At 40.0% G+C, this 18,084-nt stretch carries 15 protein-coding genes and 1 pseudogene; 8 read left to right on the forward strand and 8 right to left on the reverse strand.

The window, feature by feature from the left end; translation table 11 throughout:
• Positions 1-41 precede the first annotated feature (41 nt).
• Positions 42-1,862: a TrkH family potassium uptake protein gene (locus CTY47_RS00700; protein WP_099462960.1), complete on the forward strand. Its 1,821-nt coding sequence runs from the start codon at positions 42-44 to the stop codon at positions 1,860-1,862.
• A 14-nt stretch (positions 1,863-1,876) separates the two neighbouring features.
• The gene (locus CTY47_RS00705; protein ID WP_099464016.1) at positions 1,877-2,563 is read left to right on the forward strand and encodes a potassium channel family protein; all 687 of its coding nucleotides are present in this window, start codon (positions 1,877-1,879) and stop codon (positions 2,561-2,563) included.
• A 1-nt stretch (position 2,564) separates the two neighbouring features.
• On the opposite strand, the gene CTY47_RS00710 is transcribed toward CTY47_RS00705, so the two are convergent.
• From CTY47_RS00710 to CTY47_RS00720, 3 genes and pseudogenes are all read right to left on the reverse strand, one after another.
• Positions 2,565-3,848, reverse strand: coding sequence for a hemolysin family protein (locus CTY47_RS00710; protein ID WP_099462961.1), 1,284 nt, complete (start codon positions 3,846-3,848; stop codon positions 2,565-2,567).
• A gap of 244 nt (positions 3,849-4,092) precedes the next feature.
• Complete coding sequence (locus CTY47_RS17200) at positions 4,093-4,272, reverse strand: hypothetical protein (protein WP_233202117.1); 180 nt, start codon at positions 4,270-4,272, stop codon at positions 4,093-4,095.
• Positions 4,273-5,277: pseudogene (locus CTY47_RS00720) on the reverse strand (ISAs1 family transposase); the annotation flags it as partial. It lies immediately after the preceding gene.
• A 180-nt stretch (positions 5,278-5,457) separates the two neighbouring features.
• On the opposite strand from CTY47_RS00720, the gene pheS reads away from it, so the two are divergent.
• From pheS to CTY47_RS00740, 4 genes are all read left to right on the forward strand, one after another.
• Positions 5,458-6,477: a phenylalanine--tRNA ligase subunit alpha gene (gene pheS / locus CTY47_RS00725; RefSeq protein WP_099462964.1), complete on the forward strand. Its 1,020-nt coding sequence runs from the start codon at positions 5,458-5,460 to the stop codon at positions 6,475-6,477.
• A gap of 68 nt (positions 6,478-6,545) precedes the next feature.
• Entirely contained in the window at positions 6,546-6,932 is a 387-nt protein-coding gene (gene crcB, locus CTY47_RS00730) for a fluoride efflux transporter CrcB (protein WP_099464017.1), read from the forward strand.
• Between the two features lie 2 nt (positions 6,933-6,934).
• A complete protein-coding gene (gene nth, locus CTY47_RS00735; protein ID WP_099462965.1) occupies positions 6,935-7,573 on the forward strand; it encodes an endonuclease III in 639 nt (212 codons plus the stop codon).
• Positions 7,574-7,578: 5 nt separating this feature from the next.
• Positions 7,579-8,469: a hypothetical protein gene (locus tag CTY47_RS00740; RefSeq protein WP_099462966.1), complete on the forward strand. Its 891-nt coding sequence runs from the start codon at positions 7,579-7,581 to the stop codon at positions 8,467-8,469.
• 5 nt (positions 8,470-8,474) lie between these two features.
• Here the strand turns inward: CTY47_RS00740 and CTY47_RS00745 are convergent, their stop codons facing one another.
• A complete protein-coding gene (locus CTY47_RS00745) occupies positions 8,475-9,236 on the reverse strand; it encodes an MBL fold metallo-hydrolase (RefSeq protein WP_099464018.1) in 762 nt (253 codons plus the stop codon).
• A complete protein-coding gene (gene murB / locus CTY47_RS00750; RefSeq protein WP_099462967.1) occupies positions 9,236-10,249 on the reverse strand; it encodes a UDP-N-acetylmuramate dehydrogenase in 1,014 nt (337 codons plus the stop codon). Before murB ends, CTY47_RS00745 begins: the two co-directional genes overlap by 1 nt.
• A 218-nt stretch (positions 10,250-10,467) precedes the next feature.
• Here murB and CTY47_RS00755 point away from each other — a divergent pair, with 218 nt between their 5' ends.
• Both CTY47_RS00755 and upp read left to right on the forward strand, forming a co-directional pair.
• The gene (locus tag CTY47_RS00755; protein ID WP_099462968.1) at positions 10,468-10,758 is read left to right on the forward strand and encodes an HU family DNA-binding protein; all 291 of its coding nucleotides are present in this window, start codon (positions 10,468-10,470) and stop codon (positions 10,756-10,758) included.
• Between the two features lie 85 nt (positions 10,759-10,843).
• Entirely contained in the window at positions 10,844-11,497 is a 654-nt protein-coding gene (gene upp, locus CTY47_RS00760; RefSeq protein WP_099462969.1) for a uracil phosphoribosyltransferase, read from the forward strand.
• Between the two features lie 68 nt (positions 11,498-11,565).
• Here the strand turns inward: upp and CTY47_RS00765 are convergent, their stop codons facing one another.
• From CTY47_RS00765 to CTY47_RS00775, 3 genes are all read right to left on the reverse strand, one after another.
• Entirely contained in the window at positions 11,566-15,024 is a 3,459-nt protein-coding gene (locus CTY47_RS00765) for a DUF1080 domain-containing protein (RefSeq protein ID WP_099462970.1), read from the reverse strand.
• Positions 15,025-15,056: 32 nt separating this feature from the next.
• Positions 15,057-16,313, reverse strand: a complete 1,257-nt coding sequence (locus CTY47_RS00770) for a Gfo/Idh/MocA family oxidoreductase (protein ID WP_099462971.1) — start codon at positions 16,311-16,313, stop codon at positions 15,057-15,059.
• A 483-nt stretch (positions 16,314-16,796) separates the two neighbouring features.
• Positions 16,797-18,071 carry a hypothetical protein gene (locus CTY47_RS00775; protein WP_199163377.1) on the reverse strand — a complete coding sequence of 425 codons (1,275 nt, stop codon included), beginning with the start codon at positions 18,069-18,071 and terminating at the stop codon, positions 16,797-16,799.
• Between the last annotated feature and the right edge of the window lie 13 nt (positions 18,072-18,084).

Genomic DNA, 18,084 nt, shown 5'->3' on the forward strand with positions numbered 1-18,084 from the left:
ATTAATACTTTTGTTTTTAACAATAAAAAAAGATCATTTATATGGACTTAAGGCAGCTTTATTTTTCACTCCGGATTTTCTGGGCGAAAATAAAAGGGATAATCAACGGTTTGGCTGAAGGCATTATTTTATTAGCTTCCATAGCATCTTTTTTTGTTCTTATTTATCAATTCGGATTCGTACAGACTCCCGAGATCGCAAAACTCCTTTATACAGCCCGGCTCTCTATATTAATGGGCTTCTTTATAGGTATTACACTTCGTTATTTTACACGTTTCAAAGATGTGATACAGGAAAAGATGCTTTATCTGGATATCAGTATTTATTTCTTACTCTTTGCTGTCTTATCAGCCAAGATATTCTTTAGAGAAGCTATTGCGCAATCTTTGCCTTACCTGTCTTTTATGACAAGTCCGATATTCGTATATATCTTAATGGTTTTACTCGGCACAATACATTTGTCGAGACAGACTTTCACTTTAATGCAAAGCCACATAAAGCCATCTTTACTGTTCTTGTTAAGCTTTGTATTTGTCATCTTAGTCGGAGCCGGGCTCCTTATGCTGCCTAATGCAACACACCACGGCATTCACTTCTTAGATGCCTTGTTTACTGCTACAACATCAGTTTGTGTAACCGGACTGACAACCGTAAACGTAGGCACTACATTCACACAAACCGGGCTTATCATCATCATGCTGTTAATACAAATCGGAGGAATAGGGGTAATGACATTTACCAGTTTTTTTGCACTCTCATTCATGGGCAAATCTTCATTCATCAGCAAGATGATGTTAAAAGACATGCTGAATGAAGATCGTATAGGAGGTTTGTTTCAGGTTATTATCAATATCCTTTTCGTGACACTTTTCATTGAAGGGATCGGAACTTATCTGATTTATCTGGATATCAGGGGATCTATTCCGGGAGGCATAACACAGGAGATTTTCTTTTCAGTCTTTCATGCTATATCCGCCTTCTGTAACGCCGGGATTTCTACGCTGAGTGATAACTTATACGATCCTTTGGTCGCCCACAAACCCAACCTTCATGTATGGATTGCACTGCTGATTGTTCTCGGCGGATTAGGTTTCCCTATCGTATTTAATTACTTAAAGTTATTGCATCATCAGCTACTCAATTGGATAAAAATTCTGCTTGGACAACAAAAACACTATATTCATACTCCCCGTATTATCAATATACACACGTATATCGTCGTAATATGTACCTTGGTGCTATTAATCGGAGGAACCGCCTTTTATTTGCTCTTTGAAATCAATAATACATTGAGCGGACTTCCCTGGAAAGAAAAACTGGCTAATGCCTTTCTAGGAGCTGTTACCCCCAGAACTGCAGGATTCAACGTTGCAGATATGACAACATTAGCACCTCCTACACTGATGCTCACGCTTATCCTGATGATGATTGGTGCCGGCCCGATGTCTACAGCCGGCGGACTAAAAGTTACCACCGTTTTCGTTGCATTGGTTACGACCTACAATTCCGCCAGGGAAAAAGAAAAAGTAGAAGTCCGTAAACGGGAAATAGCTCCTTTTGCAATACGCAGGGCTTTTGCCATTATCGTTTTATACTTCATCTATTTGAGCGTTGCCGTATGGATATTGTCTTATACCGAAAAAGATGCTCCGATATTCACTTTAATATTCGAAACGACTTCGGCTTTAAGCACAGTAGGACTTAGTTTGGATTTCAGCCCGACACTTTCAGAATCCGGAAAGATTATCATTATCTGCACCATGCTGATCGGACGTATTGGTGTATTTACCTTCTTCTATAGTTTATGCAAAGAATATACAAAGAAGAATTATACGTATCCACAAGAAAATATACTCATGTAATAAAAAATATACTTATGAAATATCTAGTTATCGGATTAGGAAACCTGGGACGCTCCATTGCGGAGAACCTTACACGCATTGGCAACGAAGTTATCGGCGTGGATATAGACCTTCATCGGGTAGACTCGGTAAAGCAAGCCATATCCGGAGCCATTGCGCTAGACACGACCGACCGCGAAGCATTAAGTACGCTTCCATTGACAGAAATGGATGCTATTATTGTAACATACGGCAAAGATTTCGGAACCTCCGTACAAACTGTTTCCCTACTCAAAAGCTTGGATGCAGGCAAACTGATTGTACGTTCCATCTCATCTATCCACGAAACCGTAATACGTGCCATAGGTGTAGAAGAAATAATCACTCCCGAACAAGATTTTGCTGGCAATTATGCTTCGCAAGCATTGTTAGGCAATCTGTTCAAACACTGGTACCAGGTTACCGAAACACATCATCTTTACCAGATAAAAACGCCTTCCACATTAGTTGGGCAAAGTATCGGCACCATTAATTTTGAAGAGAACTTCGGCGTACGCTTAGTGGGAGTTGAACGCGCCAAAGAAATACGGAACCTGATCGGACTTAAGCAAACGCAATACACCGTTATAGATCATCTTACCGACGAAATTGTCATTGAAGAAAACGACATCCTGATCCTGTTCGGCCGGATGGAAGTATTGCATAAGCTTTCGGAAATATAAATCAAGGTTTTGCTGGCGAATCCAATTGTTTCACCAGCACCTTATCTATACGTGCCCCGTCCATATCGACGATTTCAAATTCGAAGTTTAACCAGGAAAATGTTTCACCTGTTTTCGGAACATGTTCCAGTATTTCGAGTATCAGGCCGCTTAGCGTATTATAATCATGCTCGGCATAAAGATCTTCCAAGTCAAAATGTTCCAGAAAATCGTAAAACGACAGCTGACCATCCATCAGCCATGTTCCATCGGCACGCTGAACGATCTCCGGCTCTTCACCCAGCTCCGGCACTTGGCCTATAAGTCCTTCCATAATATCTTTTAATGTAACGATACCTTGAATGCCTCCAAATTCATCCGTTACAATAGCATATTTCACACGTGCCTGTTTAAACTGTTCCAGAGCATTGTACACACTTTGATTTTCAGGAACAAATTGAGCCGGTCGAATCACCTGTGACAAGGAAAAATCCGGTGCATCGATACGCCCAAACAAATCCTTGAGATAAACGACACCTAATACATTATCAAACTTTTCAGAGGAAACAGGATAAATATTGAACAAGTTTTCTTGAACTTTCTTACGAATCTCCTCTATACTATCGGTTATGTCCAACCAAACCAATTCGCTCCTGTAAGTCATAATGGAGCCTACATTCCGATCGCCCAGGTTAAATACACGCTCAACAATATCTTGTTCTACCTCTTGAACTTCTCCTCCATCAAATCCTTCTTTCACTATAGCTTTGATTTCTTCCTCCGTCACCCTGTTTTCTTCATTTGTTTTTACTCCGGTCACCTTCATTGTAATAGCAGTACTCTTAGCAAGCAACCATACAAACGGAGAGGCTATTAAAGATAGTATATTCATCGGGCGGGCTATCAACATTGATACCCGCTCTGCATATCCCATACCGATACGTTTAGGCACTAGTTCGCCGAATATCAAAGTAAGGTAGGTTACAATAATAACAATTGTGGTTTTAGCAATTCCCAAAGCATACGGCTGCAAGACAGGGTTAACCGCTATCAGATCGGCAAAATCTTTTGCAAAAGCTTCACCCGAATACAAACCGGTCAATATACCTATTAACGTAATGCCGATTTGGATTGTGGATAAAAACTTATCCGGCTCATTAGATAACTGTAGTGCTTTCTTTGCCGATTTGTTTCCACGTTTTGCTTCCATCTCCAAACGGGCCTTGCGAGCGGATACCAGAGCAATTTCAGACATAGAAAGAACACCATTTAAAACGATAAGGCCAATAATTATGACTATTTCCATTTACTATAATTGAAATATTTGCTGGGGGCGAAGATAAAATAAATATCAATCCCTGCCAATCCTTTGAAATATTAAAGATTAATAAATATCAAGCTTGATATTCAATAGAACGGGGATATAAAAATAAGTTGATAATTATCAACCGAGCGGCTGACAATTGTCAACCGTATGGCCGACAACTATCAACTTAGCGGCCGATAATTGTCAACTTAATAATAGACCGGCAATAAACAGGGCAAACGCATTAGGATTTTTGATATAGTACCATTGCCTTTTTCATTATCTCTTTCTTTATATTGGGCTTTAATGCTGCTGCTAACATTTTCTTTTTCAAGGATGCTCCTTTTTTGTATGTAAAGGCTTTCAGTACCTGCATTGCCATTTTTCTTAATATAGCCAGGTTTAACACTTGGTTCTTTTTCATTTTGGTCTCATCTTCATTAAAAGATACATCTAGTTGCCAATGCAAATTGTTCTCTATTTTCCAGTGATTTCGTATGATATTCAATTGCATGGGTGCATCTTTCTCCAAGGAAGATATGAAACATCTTGTTTCTGTGGTCGTTTCTCCTGTAGACAGTATCGTTCTTTGGGAAGTAATTGTACCAAAGCTTTTGATTCCTTCCCATTCTTTTCCACACTCAGGTATCCATCCCTAATGAGAACAGGAATGACAAATACGGACTTCTTCTCTCCCATGTCCTCGGGTTATTTCTTCGGCATGATCTATCCATTTAGCTTTATCACGGTTGTTTTCTACTCGAATCCCTTCTAATATACCTTCATATAATTTCTCTTGATCGGCTTTCACAATAATCAGATAATCAGCTTTAGCTGCTGTAATAGCTTTGATAGACTCTTTTTGACAATGTAGAGCGTCCGCAGTAATAATAGTACTTGCCAAATAAAGGTCTGTAACTAATTTGCGAAGTTGCTCGGGCTCGTTTATCTTTTTATCTGCCACCTCCTGTCCTAAACACAATCCGGTTCCGGTAGCATAAGCAGTAACTACATTCAAACCAGAAACATCGGTTACAGAGGCAGCATATTTGCTATCAAAGGCTACTATTTCTTTATCTTTACTAGCCTGAGAATGATCCAAATCGCCGCGTAATTGAGATTGAAGGGCTGACATAGTCTTGCGAAAAGACTGTTCCAAACTCGAGGGATTAACCAAAGAGAAAAAGCGACTAAAAGTATCATGGGAAGGCACACCAACAAAACAAGAACCTAAGTACTCAGAGAGCAAATCTTCACTAGATTCAGCGATTTCAACGATATCATCCCAGTCTTTACCTCCACAAAGGATACCAACAAAAGCCATGAAAATAATGCTACAGGAAGGGTAGTATAGACGATTACCTGTACGGAAGTCTTCAACATCACGAGCAAAAGATAATAATAAAGAGTAATCAGAAGAAGGAGTCATAAAGAATATAAGTTAGAGATACAAAGCAAAGGTAGAAAAAAGTACAAAAAACACAGGAAAGAAAGAAAAAATCCTAATGCGTTTGCCCTGCGGCAATAAAAAAGAAAAAACATCCCATATCAATTGCACTATCCAAGAGAAAAAAGTACCTTTGCCCGCTGAATACAAAAAGGATTAGCAATGATCAATAAGATTAAGGATCTACTTCAGGAAGTAGAGAATATGAAAGCGGCAAATGCTGAAGAGATCGAAGCTTTGCGTATAAAATACCTCAGTAAAAAAGGTGAAATATCCTTGTTGATGAATGATTTCCGCAATGTAGCTGCCGACCAGAAGCGAGAGGTTGGTAAATTCCTTAATGAACTGAAGGAAACCACTCAGAACAAAATAAACGAACTTAAAGAACGATTTGAAAACGTACAGACTGTTGATGACGACATCGATCTGACCCGTACGGCTTATCCTATTGAATTGGGAACGCGTCACCCGCTTTCAATCGTTAAGAAAGAAATATGCGACATATTCGGAAGACTGGGATTCAGTATTGCCGAAGGTCCTGAAATTGAAGACGACTGGCATGTATTCTCATCCCTGAATTTTGCCGAAGATCATCCTGCACGCGATATGCAAGATACCTTCTTCATACAACATAATCCGGATGTATTATTACGTACGCATACTTCGTCGGTACAGACCCGCGTTATGGAAAAGCAGGAACCACCTATCCGTATTATCTGCCCGGGACGTGTATATCGTAACGAAGCAATATCTTATCGCGCCCACTGTTTCTTCCACCAGGTAGAAGCATTGTATGTGGACAAAAACGTTTCTTTTGCCGATCTGAAACAAGCTTTGTTGTTCTTTGCAAAAGAAATGTTCAGCCCGGATACGAAAATCCGCCTGCGTCCGTCTTATTTCCCATTTACCGAGCCATCTGCCGAAATGGATATTTCGTGTAACATTTGCGGCGGAAAAGGTTGTCCGTTCTGCAAAGGAACCGGATGGGTAGAAATACTGGGATGCGGAATGGTAGACCCGAATGTGCTTGAAAACTGTGGCATCGACAGTAAAGTATATTCAGGTTACGCCTTAGGTATGGGTATAGAACGTATAACAAACCTAAAATACCAGGTTAAAGACCTACGTATGTTCTCGGAAAACGACGTTCGTTTCCTGAGAGAATTTGAATCAGCCAATTAAGTTGAGAACCTAAATCATTTACCATGCCCCGGGCTTTTAACCCGGCCCGGGGAAAACACACAGGGATTATGATAAAGGTATTACTTTTAATTGCAGGAGGAGCTATCGGTTCGGCACTACGCTATGGAGTTTCCACGTGGGTACAAAAGGCGATGCTTTACTCCTTTCCTTTCGGAATCCTTTCCGTAAACGTAATCGGTTCTTTTCTGATAGGCTTTTGTTGGAGCCTTGCCGAAGCGTTCAGTTTTTCTCCTAACACACGTGCATTTCTTTTCACCGGATTATTCGGCGGATTCACCACATTTTCATCTTTTACATTAGATACCCTAACTTTTATGAGGACGGGGGAATATAAACTCGCATTAATTAATATCTTTGCAAGTAACATATTAGGTTTATTAGCAGTCTTCCTGGGATTATTACTGGGTAAGAATACATTGACTTTAATAAAATAATTATGCGTAAAGAAGAACGATATAAAGGAGTATTGAACTGGTTCAAAGAAAATGTTCCGGTTGCCGAAACAGAATTGCACTACAAAAATCCATACGAATTATTAATAGCAGTTATCCTTTCCGCACAATGTACAGACAAACGGGTAAACATGATTACTCCGGCATTGTACGAAGCGTTTCCCGAACCGGAAGTAATGGCGGAATCTACGCCTGAAGTGGTTTATGAATACATAAAAAGTGTTTCCTATCCAAACAATAAAGCCAAGCATCTTGTCGGAATGGCCAAGATGTTAGTCAACGACTTCAAAAGCATCGTTCCTTCCGACATAGACGAACTGCAAAAGCTGCCCGGCGTTGGACGAAAAACTGCAAACGTAATAGCCTCTGTAGTCTTTGAGAAACCGGCTATGGCTGTCGATACTCATGTATTCCGTGTATCTAACCGGATTGGGTTGACAGACAATAGCAAGACGCCTTTGGAAACTGAAAAGGAATTAGTAAAACATATACCACAAGAGCTCATTTCCATTGCCCATCACTGGCTGATTTTGCATGGCAGATATGTTTGTATTGCCAGAAAGCCAAAGTGCGAAACATGCGGATTAAAGCCTTGGTGTAAATACTTTTTGAAGCAGCCATGAAATAAATGAAAGCTTACCAACAGGAAATAATCGTCTGCATTGTAGTAGTCATGGCTACAATACTGGCAGTCTGGTTCTTCTTCGGAACCATGGAAGAAGAAAAGACGGCTGTCCAGACGGATTTATACAGCCTGATTGCTCCTGAACCCAATGCGTTACTTGCTGTCAACAAACCAGCTGTACTGACGAACGTAATCCTTAAGCATCAACAGCTACACGATATTTTCTCTTCTTACCTGCCGGACATCTACCTATCCATTTTGCAAAAAACACCTTCCATGCCTTCTACTCTGTTTTCGTTTCATTCACAAGGTATTGTTATGTACACTCATGCAGACGGAGGATTCGATTTACTAATAGAAAAAGAAGTATTGAAGCCTCTTTTAGGGATATACAGTCCGCAAAAAACAGTAAAAGACGGAATAACCTTCACTTATTACCCCGAATCCGGAAGACAGTTTTTCGGATATTACCAACACCAGGGAGTTTTCGTTGCCAGTTACAGTAAGAAACTATTGGAATCTGTAGCCCAACAACAAATAAAGAATAAAAGGTCAATTACAAAAGAGCTTGATAAAACACAGCAACTGGCCGATATACATGCGCCATTAAACCTTATTGTTCCGGCAAACAAACTGGATTTATATGTCAATTTCAACGATTCTCTTCAATGGCGCATACATGACAAATGGTTACTGGCAGATGTATTTACAAACGAAGGTAAAGTATGTTGCTTCGGAAGTCAGCCCTACTTCGCATCATTAGATACACTATACAACCAAATGGCCGATACACTATCTAAAAGAATTGAAACGGTCTTTCCTCAATTACATATCACACCGGAAATATATCATGACGACAACATGGTATATTATACCGGATGCAGCCCGATGTAACACCTTTACAACTCAACCTTTAGTCCGTCATAAGCAAGATGGACATGAGGAGGAAGCTCTTTTTCCACCACTGCATGCAACCCAATCCTGTGGCCCATGTGGATAAGGTATGACTCTTTAGGAGCAATACGGGCTATATTAACAAGCGCTTCTCCCAATGTCTCGTGCGTAGGATGAGGCTGATCTTCCTTTCGAAGCGCCATTATAATCAACATATCCAATCCTTCCAACTTTGCATATTCTTCTTCCGGCAGATACTTCAAATCCGTAAGGTAAGCCATATTGCCTATACGATACCCCAAAATCGGAAGTCTGCCATGCATAACACGGATAGGAATAACAGAAAGACCCGCCGCTTCAAATGGTTCCATACCAATACGATGTAATTCCAAATTAGGAACACCCGGATATTTATGTATCCTGAAAGCATACGGAATACGTGTCTCTATTGCTTCAGCCACATAATCTTCGGCATAAATATCGACACCACGTACACGACAGAAAGGACGCAAGTCATCCAAACCGCCAACGTGATCATAATGTTCATGGGAAATAAGAACGGCATCCAGATGGTATGTTTTATTTGTAATCATCTGCCAACGGAAATCCGGGCCGCAATCCAATAATATCGTCTTCCCTCCGGTTTCAACCAAAACAGAAGTACGCAAACGCCAGTCGCGCGGATCTTTGCTGGTACAGACTTCACACTGGCAACCAATTTCAGGAACACCCGTGGAAGTGCCGGTTCCAAGAAAAGTTATTTTCATCATCCTACATATTTAACCTCAGGAACGAGTTCTATTCCGAAACGTTCATTCACAGCCGTGCGAATACTTTCGGCAACCAAAGCTATCTCATGCCCTCTTGCGTCACCTAAATTAACCAATACCAAAGCCTGTTTCTCATAAACCCCAACCGTACCGTGGGATTTACCTTTAAAACCACACTGCTCGATCAACCACCCTGCAGGAACCTTTATTTTGCCATCCGAAGACGGATAAGAAGGAATAGAAGGATAGTTTACTTTTAATTTCTCAAAATGATCCGTAGTAATAACCGGATTCATAAAGAAACTACCGGCATTACCCATTATTTCAGGATCAGGTAATTTCTCTTTACGTATAGTAATTATAGCCTCGCGTATCGTGGATAAAGTTATTCCGGAATATTTGGCAAGTTCTTCCTTCAAGTTCCCATAATTAATAGAAAACTGAGGATTTTTTTGTAAACGCAGATTCACATAGGTTATAATATGCGGATCATTATGCTCATTCTTAAAATAGCTTGTCCGATACGCATACTCGCATTCCTGGTTAGTAAAGATACGCTTTTGGAAAGATAGCTGGTTGTAAGTTTCTACAGTCTCTATAACATCCTTTGCTTCGACCCCATATGCACCGATATTCTGAATGGCAGCGGCGCCTGTTTCACCAGGAATCAAAGACAAATTCTCTATTCCTCCCCAACCGTTAGATACGGCATAGGCAACAACATCGTCCCATTTTTCGGCAGCGCCGACACGGAGCAGCACACTTTTCTCTGTCTCCCCTGCCAGATGGATTCCTTTTATATTAGAATGGAGGATTATGCCATTGTAATCATTTAAGAACAGAAGATTACTCCCACTCCCGATATGAAGCGATAGGCATTCCTGAAAATATTCATCACGCAATATGCGTTCCAGGTCGTCTTCACTATCATACTCCATAAACCAACGTGTTTTCACAGGTATATGAAATGTATTATGTTTTTCCAGCGAGTAATTCTGTTCTATTTTCATCTCTTATCATTTTTATAACCTGACAAAATTAAGACATTGTTTCGTATTCCGCAACTAAACATTACTTAACGTTTTTTGTTTCTCTAATCGTAACAAATACGCATAAGCCTTGTTTAATAAGAAACGCAAACAAAATCGTATATCCGGATAAAGGAACTGATAAATCCAGATCAGGATGTACCTTTGTAAATGTCAAATAATCAAAAACAAGAGCACACATGAACAAAGCAGAACTTATTGACGCATTGGCCAGCAAAGCCGGAATGCAAAAACAAGAAGCTAAAAAAGCATTAGATGCATACATTGAAATCGTTACAGAACAAATGTCGAAAAACGAAGAGATTGCACTTATAGGTTTTGGTACACTTACTCCAAGAGCACAAACGCAACGTTTAGCCAGAAATCCCAAAACAGGAACTCCTGTAATGATTCCGGCACGTACGACTGTAAAGTTCAAACCGGGTAAATTTTTATTGGAGGCAATGAACGCCCACCTCAAAAAGGCATAACCCCGATATACCTGCCAATAACTCAATTGAATTGTTGGCAGGTATTTCTATATTTACTATTTTTGAAACCGAGAAATTCAGAGGTATGAAAATAGTAAATCTCGGAGAATCAAATTCGATCCTCAACCGGTTTATAGCAGAGCTAAGGGATGTAAATATCCAGAAAGACAGCTTACGTTTCCGCAGAAACGTTGAACGAATTGGTGAAATAATGGCTTATGAAATAAGTAAGGATTTTACCTACAGTACAAAAAATATCCAATCGCCTTTAGGCATTGCGCCTACAAGTACACCGGACGACCAAATAGTTATCAGTACTATTTTGCGCGCCGGCCTTCCCTTCCACCAAGGTTTCCTAAGTTATTTGGATTATGCCGAAAACGCATTTGTTTCCGCATATCGTAAATATAAAGATCGTTTAAATTTCGATATTCATATCGAATATATCGCTTCTCCCGGAATAACAAATAAGACACTTATCATCACTGATCCGATGCTGGCTACCGGCAGTTCAATGGAACTGGCTTATAAGGCCTTGCTTACCAAAGGACATCCTGCACATATTCATGTTGCTTCTATCATAGCAAGCAGACAGGCGTTAGAATATATTCAACATAAAATGCCGGATGACAAAACCACTGTCTGGGTAGCCGCACTCGACGAAGAGCTGGATGAACATTCTTATATAGTTCCCGGATTGGGAGATGCCGGAGATTTAGCTTTCGGAGAAAAAGAATAACAACAAATATATAATAAGAAAAGCGGCCGAATCAGCCGCTTTTCTTTTTTATGTATATTATATAAGTACTATTTCAGTTCCTTTATACGGATATTACGGAATTTCACCGGAGAACCATGGCCTAAGAAACCGATATGTCCTTTCTTATTGAACAATCCCGGATGTTGCTTACCGTCAGGTGTACCATTCTTTACTGCGTCACGGATATTACCGTCCAGAATCACAACACCATTAACTGTTACGCGGATATGATCGCCATCGGCAACAATTTCCTCCGTATTCCATTCGCCAACCGGCTTAATGGCTTCGTGATGATTTGGTTGAGAAGGAATAATACCATATACGGAACCATGATGTTGTAATGGAGTAATATCCTTGTATATAGGATTCTCACAATCCAGAATCTGGATTTCCATACCATTATATGCTGCATCTACATCCATCGGTGTACGGATGCCAACGCCATTATTAGCACCGGGTGTCAACTGAAAATCGAAACGATAAACAAAGTTTCCGTATTCTTTTTTAGTATAAAGGTTACCACCGAAACTTTTACTCGGAATCATAGAAATACAACCATCTTCCAAAGTATAGTCAACTGTATTTCCTGTCCATTCGTGCATATTAGTTCCGTCAAACAAGACTTTGAAACCTTCTTTTGCTTCTTCTGCAGAAAGCTTATACGGTTCCTGACGTTCCAACTCTTTTACATAGATGTTACGATAGTAAACTTTGCTGCCATGAGCCTGCAATTCGATCTGGTCGATTGCCGGAACAGGAAGTTTACGATCCCAGTAATTTTCCAAAATTACATTATCAACCACCTTTTCGCCATTTAAAACAACGGTTACACGGTCGCCAACCATCTTTATATAGAATGTATTCCATTCTCCCAGTTTATTATCAGCAACTTTAGATGGTGTACTCGGGTTAACCTGATTGTTATACAAGCCGCCTGAACCCACCTGAGCTCCAACATTTACACGGGAAGTATCCCAAATCTGAACCTGAGGCGTACCACGCAAGTAGATACCTGCATCTGCTTCAGGACCTGCAGGATCAAGCATCCAATCTACATACATTTCGAAATCGCCATACTGTTTTTCCGAACATAAATTATCATAACCTGTACCTTCAAATACAAGCAATCCGTCTTCAACTTTCCAATCACGGCGCATCATTTCGTCTGCCTTTTCTTGTGCTTTGGCAAGCTGTGCCGGTTTCATTTTAGCACGAACTATCGGATTTTCAACCAAACCTTTCCAGCCTGTCAAATCTTTTCCATTGAAAAGAGAAACAAAGCCCTCAGTCTTCGCCATTTCAGACAAATGTTTCTTAATAGCCTCTTTCTGATAATGGGCATCCGGATTATCCAGCACTTGCATTACTTTATTCAGCAAAGCTTCTACATTTTGCCCCGTATAATCCTTGTTATTTAAAGCAATATTCATAACAGCATTGGCTGCTGCCTGTTGTAGAGGTTTCTGATCCAAAAACTCACCGGCATACAACAAAGCAAGGAATGTTCCGGTTTTTTCTACCTGTTTCAGAATTTCAACTTTCTGGGCATCTGTCTTTGCTATATCCATCGCCTTGCGTAAACTAAGCAAACGGTTTTCACCGGTAAATGCAGGATTTGAAACCAACTGCACATAACGGGCAAGGGCTTTATCGAATACCTGGCTTGAAGGATTTCCCTGACAAATTGCAAATAATTCGTCGGCAGCTTCAATGCCTTTCCAGCTCAGCAATGCTTCCAAAGCAGCATCTTTTGCTGTACTCCGGCCATTTTTAACTCCGGAAACAATCGTTGCCAAAGCATCTTTATCTCCTGTCGAAGCTAATACGATATAATACAAATGCTTCTTGCTCTCACCAGCCTGTAGCATACGGCGGGTAACATTAGAAACCTGCCCGGATACAGGCAAATTAGCAATAGAAGCAATTACAGCTTGCTGAATCGGGGCAATTGCATTTGCATCTGCTGTTTCCAACATTCCGCACATCTGTGTAAAGTCTTTTTCAGAAACAACGTCTTTCAATGCTTTATATGCAGCCGTTTTTACTTCCGGAGAACCAGACTTTATTTGTTCTAACACTGCATTCAGAGTTCCGTCCGCTTTACGCATAGCCAACAACTCCAAACCTGCAATCTTTCCGGCATCTGTTGATGAAGAAATTGCTTTTGCAACCGCATTATCTATATCACCCGGAAAAGCAGCCAAAGCATCCTGGCCTAATAAGATAACTTGTTTGTCATTACTTGTAAGCAAATTGGACAAAACCGGTATATATGAATTATCTCCAATCTTAACCATAGTCCAAACAGCAGCTTCTTTCACATTATAATCAGCATTACCTGCCTGTTCAACCAACACCTGACGGAATGGTAAATCAAAACGCAAATCCAGGTTCTGTATTATATCATGTTGTGAAGGTCTTTTTGCTTCACGTCCTAACCAATTCAGAATATCTACCTTTACCTCCGGTTTGGCTTTTACCATATTTTTAGCCAGCTCAACGTATAATTCTTTATTAGCATAATCGGAAGCATAACTCAAAGCAGCATTACGATATTCTTTATTAGCATCTTTTAAAGCAGCCTGAACGAGTTTTGCCACATCTGCATTCTGCAACGATAACAAAATTTGTAATGCGGCATCGCGGCTCTGCGTTTTATTAGCTTTTGTAGCTTTTTTCAATAAATCATTTGCTGCCTTTTCTGCATCTTTTATATCACCCTGCCCTGCTATTCGTTTTATCAAAGCGATATATGCCTCATTAGCACCGGATTTTTCCATCGTGTAGTTAGCCTTTGCAGCAGCTTCCGCCAAATCTTTCAGGGAAGCTTTTGTTCCTACACGGCTCAACGCATATAGTACCTCTTTCTGCATGTTTTCATCCGATGAACCCAATAAGGCTTTCAAAGCAGCTTCCGAACCATCTACCTGGGCAGCTGCAATAGCCTGAACAATATCCTTCTGAGTTTTCGGTGTACCCGAACGACGCATCAATGCCGATAATAAAGTTTTTCCGGCATTTTCGCTATTTATTGATGACAATGCACGTGCAGCCGGGCCACTCAAACTTTCATCATTCAAATAAGTAGCCAAGGTTTCAATACACTCATCTTTGCCAATTATCTGCAGTTGACGAATAATAAATGCTTTAGCCTCACGATCGCTCACTTTGTCAAGCGCCTTCAGATAAGCATTAGCCGTAACCAAACGGGAATTTTCATTTCCTTTTGCCATGACATAATGAGAAAGTCCGCTCAAAGCATAATCCACCTTTGCATTGCTGCCTTTACCCGGTGCATTAATCATATCAACCAAAGTCATAACCGCATCTTCTCCGGCAGCACTCAGGTCGCCAATTAACTTATTATATTCAGCTTGTTGTGCAGCAGGCATCTGAGCCAACACATCGGCCGCCACAGTCTTAGATGTGCGGTTTGCCGGCGATTGTGCCATCAGCATGCTTCCGCACAAAAGCAAAGTGCTGATTGATAAATATACTTTTTTCATAATTTACAATATTCAATTTACAATTTAATTCATCAGATATTCCACGGAGCACGCATTGGCTGATCCAATAAACGATTTGCAGCTTCGTCATCAATAAATTCCAATTTAACAGGATCGAAGTTCAAAGTGCGATTCAAACGGAGAGCAATACCACCCATGTTTACAATCGTCGCAGAGCGGAAACCATTCCGTTCGTTCAAAGCAAACGGTTGGCGTGTCTTAACGCATTCTATAAAGTCCGTAACCTGAGGTTCCGGCTCCGGATAATCGGATAATTTCTTTTCCCAATTAGGAATATCGCAAACAAAGTTTTTATAAACATTGCCATTAGGACCTGATATATAAGGTGTATCAGGATTTCCGTAATCACCACCCCATAATACAATCTGGCAACCATCATCATAAGTATAAGTTATAGAACGCCAAGTTCCAACCGCATCCGGATGTTGTTGCGGAGCATCAACCTCTACTTTAACAGGGCTGGTATTATCTTTACCTAATATATATTGTACAGGATCGATATAATGTTGTCCCATATCACCCAAACCACCTGCATCATAATCCCAATAACCACGGAATGTCTGGTGCACACGATGTGCATTATATGGTTTATATGGCGCCGGCCCTAACCACATATCATAATCCAATTCTGCAGGAACAGATTCCGGTTCAAGATATTCTTTTCCTACCCAGAAGAATTTCCAGTCAAAACCGGTATGCTTGCTGATCGTTACCTTCAAAGGCCAGCCTAACATACCACTCTGAACTAATTTTTTCAACGGTTTAACCGGAGTTCCCAATCCATAGAATGGGTCGGCAAAACGGAACCAGGTATTCAAACGGAACATATTTCCGTATTGTTTTACGGCTTCCATAACACGCTTACCTTCACCTATGGTACGGGTCATCGGCTTTTCACACCAAATATCCTTCCCTGCTTTCGCAGCTTCTACAGACATTAAGCCATGCCAATGAGGTGGCGTTGCTATATGTACGATATCTACATTCGGATCGGTAATTAAATCACGAAAATCATGATAAGCTGCAATTTTATCGCTTACCAGATGTTTTCCTGTTTCCAAGTGGTTCTTATCTACATCACAAACGGCAACCAAACGTGTTCCAGCATAATTTACGTGGCCACATCCCATACCGCCTGTACCAATAATACCTTTTGTCAATTGATCACTCGGGGCAATAAACCCGTTCCCCAGCACGTGACGTGGCACAATGGTAAAAGCCGCAACTCCTCCCAATGTTTTTAGAAAGTCTCTTCTATTTGTCCTCATGGTAATAAATCTAATATTATTCCGATTAATTGATTAATTATTTTATTATTTAAATGAATTGTAGCAAAGATATTAATTATCCTACAAATTCTGCAGATATTCGCGCGTTTTAATAATCTATTCGCGCTGTTTTCTTTCTAACTCACACTCAATAGTACGTGAACCCTGAAAATTCTGTTTCTTCAGTTCAGTTATTACTGCAGATAAATTCACGGTTGCAAGAATCCATATCCGCTTAAAGTATTTACTCATATACAAACAAGTCACAAATTTAAAAATAACTGTATTAAATTAGCAAATTATTAGCAAACAAAAATTCTTAATAACAAAAGAACAGAATTAAGCTCCCATCCGAAAGAAAAATCAATTTCTCTCGGAAGAAATCAAAATCCCTTCCGGATACAATTAAAAATAGGTCCCCGATGATTTAAGAAAAACATCCTGATGATTTATAAAAATGATCGGGATCATTTTGAAAAAGGATCAGAACTTCTTCAACAAAAAAGAAGGGTTTATACGTAAATATATTCCAGCCGAGAAACTAGTACTGGGACCATCACCCTTTGGATATTCATATTCTCCGCCAATTTTATTACAAAACAGTCTTCTATATATATCCAAATCTATACCCAAAGAAAAACCTTTTCCAAAACTATGTGCATATTCTATTCCCCAGTAAAGCATCTTTGGGTTTTCGTAGGTAACATCTTTTTCTTTTGTAGAAACAGCTCCATAAAAAGGAAGACCAAACATTGAAATAAAATTATGGCACGCAAAATAGGATGTCTTTACACGAAAATCATAGATATCGGCGGAAGCACGTGCATAAAGTCCTGCACCGCTGTTAAATGGCCATAACTTTCCGGCTTGCTGATAATATCCCGTACCATCCAATTCCACATTTACATTCTTAAAGACCGGATGATTGATATTCCACACTGCCCCTACTCCGGCGGCACCGTTCATCAGAGTTTGAACCGAATTTGTAAATAATGTATCAATTTCCCCCCCTCTATGCTGGGCTAACCCTTGTATCGGAATATAGAAATGAAAACGGGATTCGGGACGATTCAGTTTAAAACGCGTGGATAGCCCAACAGTAAATGCTTCCTGATGTAAATCTTCACGAAAAATAAAGCTTTCCCAATTCACCCATATGTCCAAATCCAGCAAACGGGAATTATATAATAGCTGAAGACCGGTTTCAGGATCAGCGGTTAAATTCAACTCAGGGCTGTATAAAGGCTCGATTAAATTATGATTTGCGCCTCCGTACAAAGTCCCCAAAACGATATTAACATGTTTAGACAAAGCTACCTGTGCACGAAAAAGCAAGTACACATGGAATCCTTTCTGATACTGGTCTCCCTTCCAGTTCGCAATATCCTGATATGCCATATTCGGATATTTATTTGCGCCCCAATAACGAAGAAGGTGAGCTCCTAATTCCAATTTTATATTTTTAAGCGGATAATAAACTAATTTAGGCTGCACCCAAAGCCCAGGAAGAGAATATCCTTTCATCAAAGATGTCGAATACTCATTATCCTTGAAGAAATTTATATTATCTAACTGAAATAACAATTCTCCTTTTTTATCCGGATTTATTTTATAATCTGATTTGAAAACCAAATTGTTGATACCTGAAGAATCCACAGAAGATTGATCCTGCAAATTATTCCCGGCCTTAGCAGAGAAACAAGCTAAAATTGATAATACAGCCAACCTGGAACAGAGAACAAAAATGGAAGTCTTCATTTGTCTTTTATAA

This window comes from Parabacteroides provencensis, from assembly GCF_900232875.1.
Taxonomy (GTDB): domain Bacteria; phylum Bacteroidota; class Bacteroidia; order Bacteroidales; family Tannerellaceae; genus Parabacteroides; species Parabacteroides chinchillae.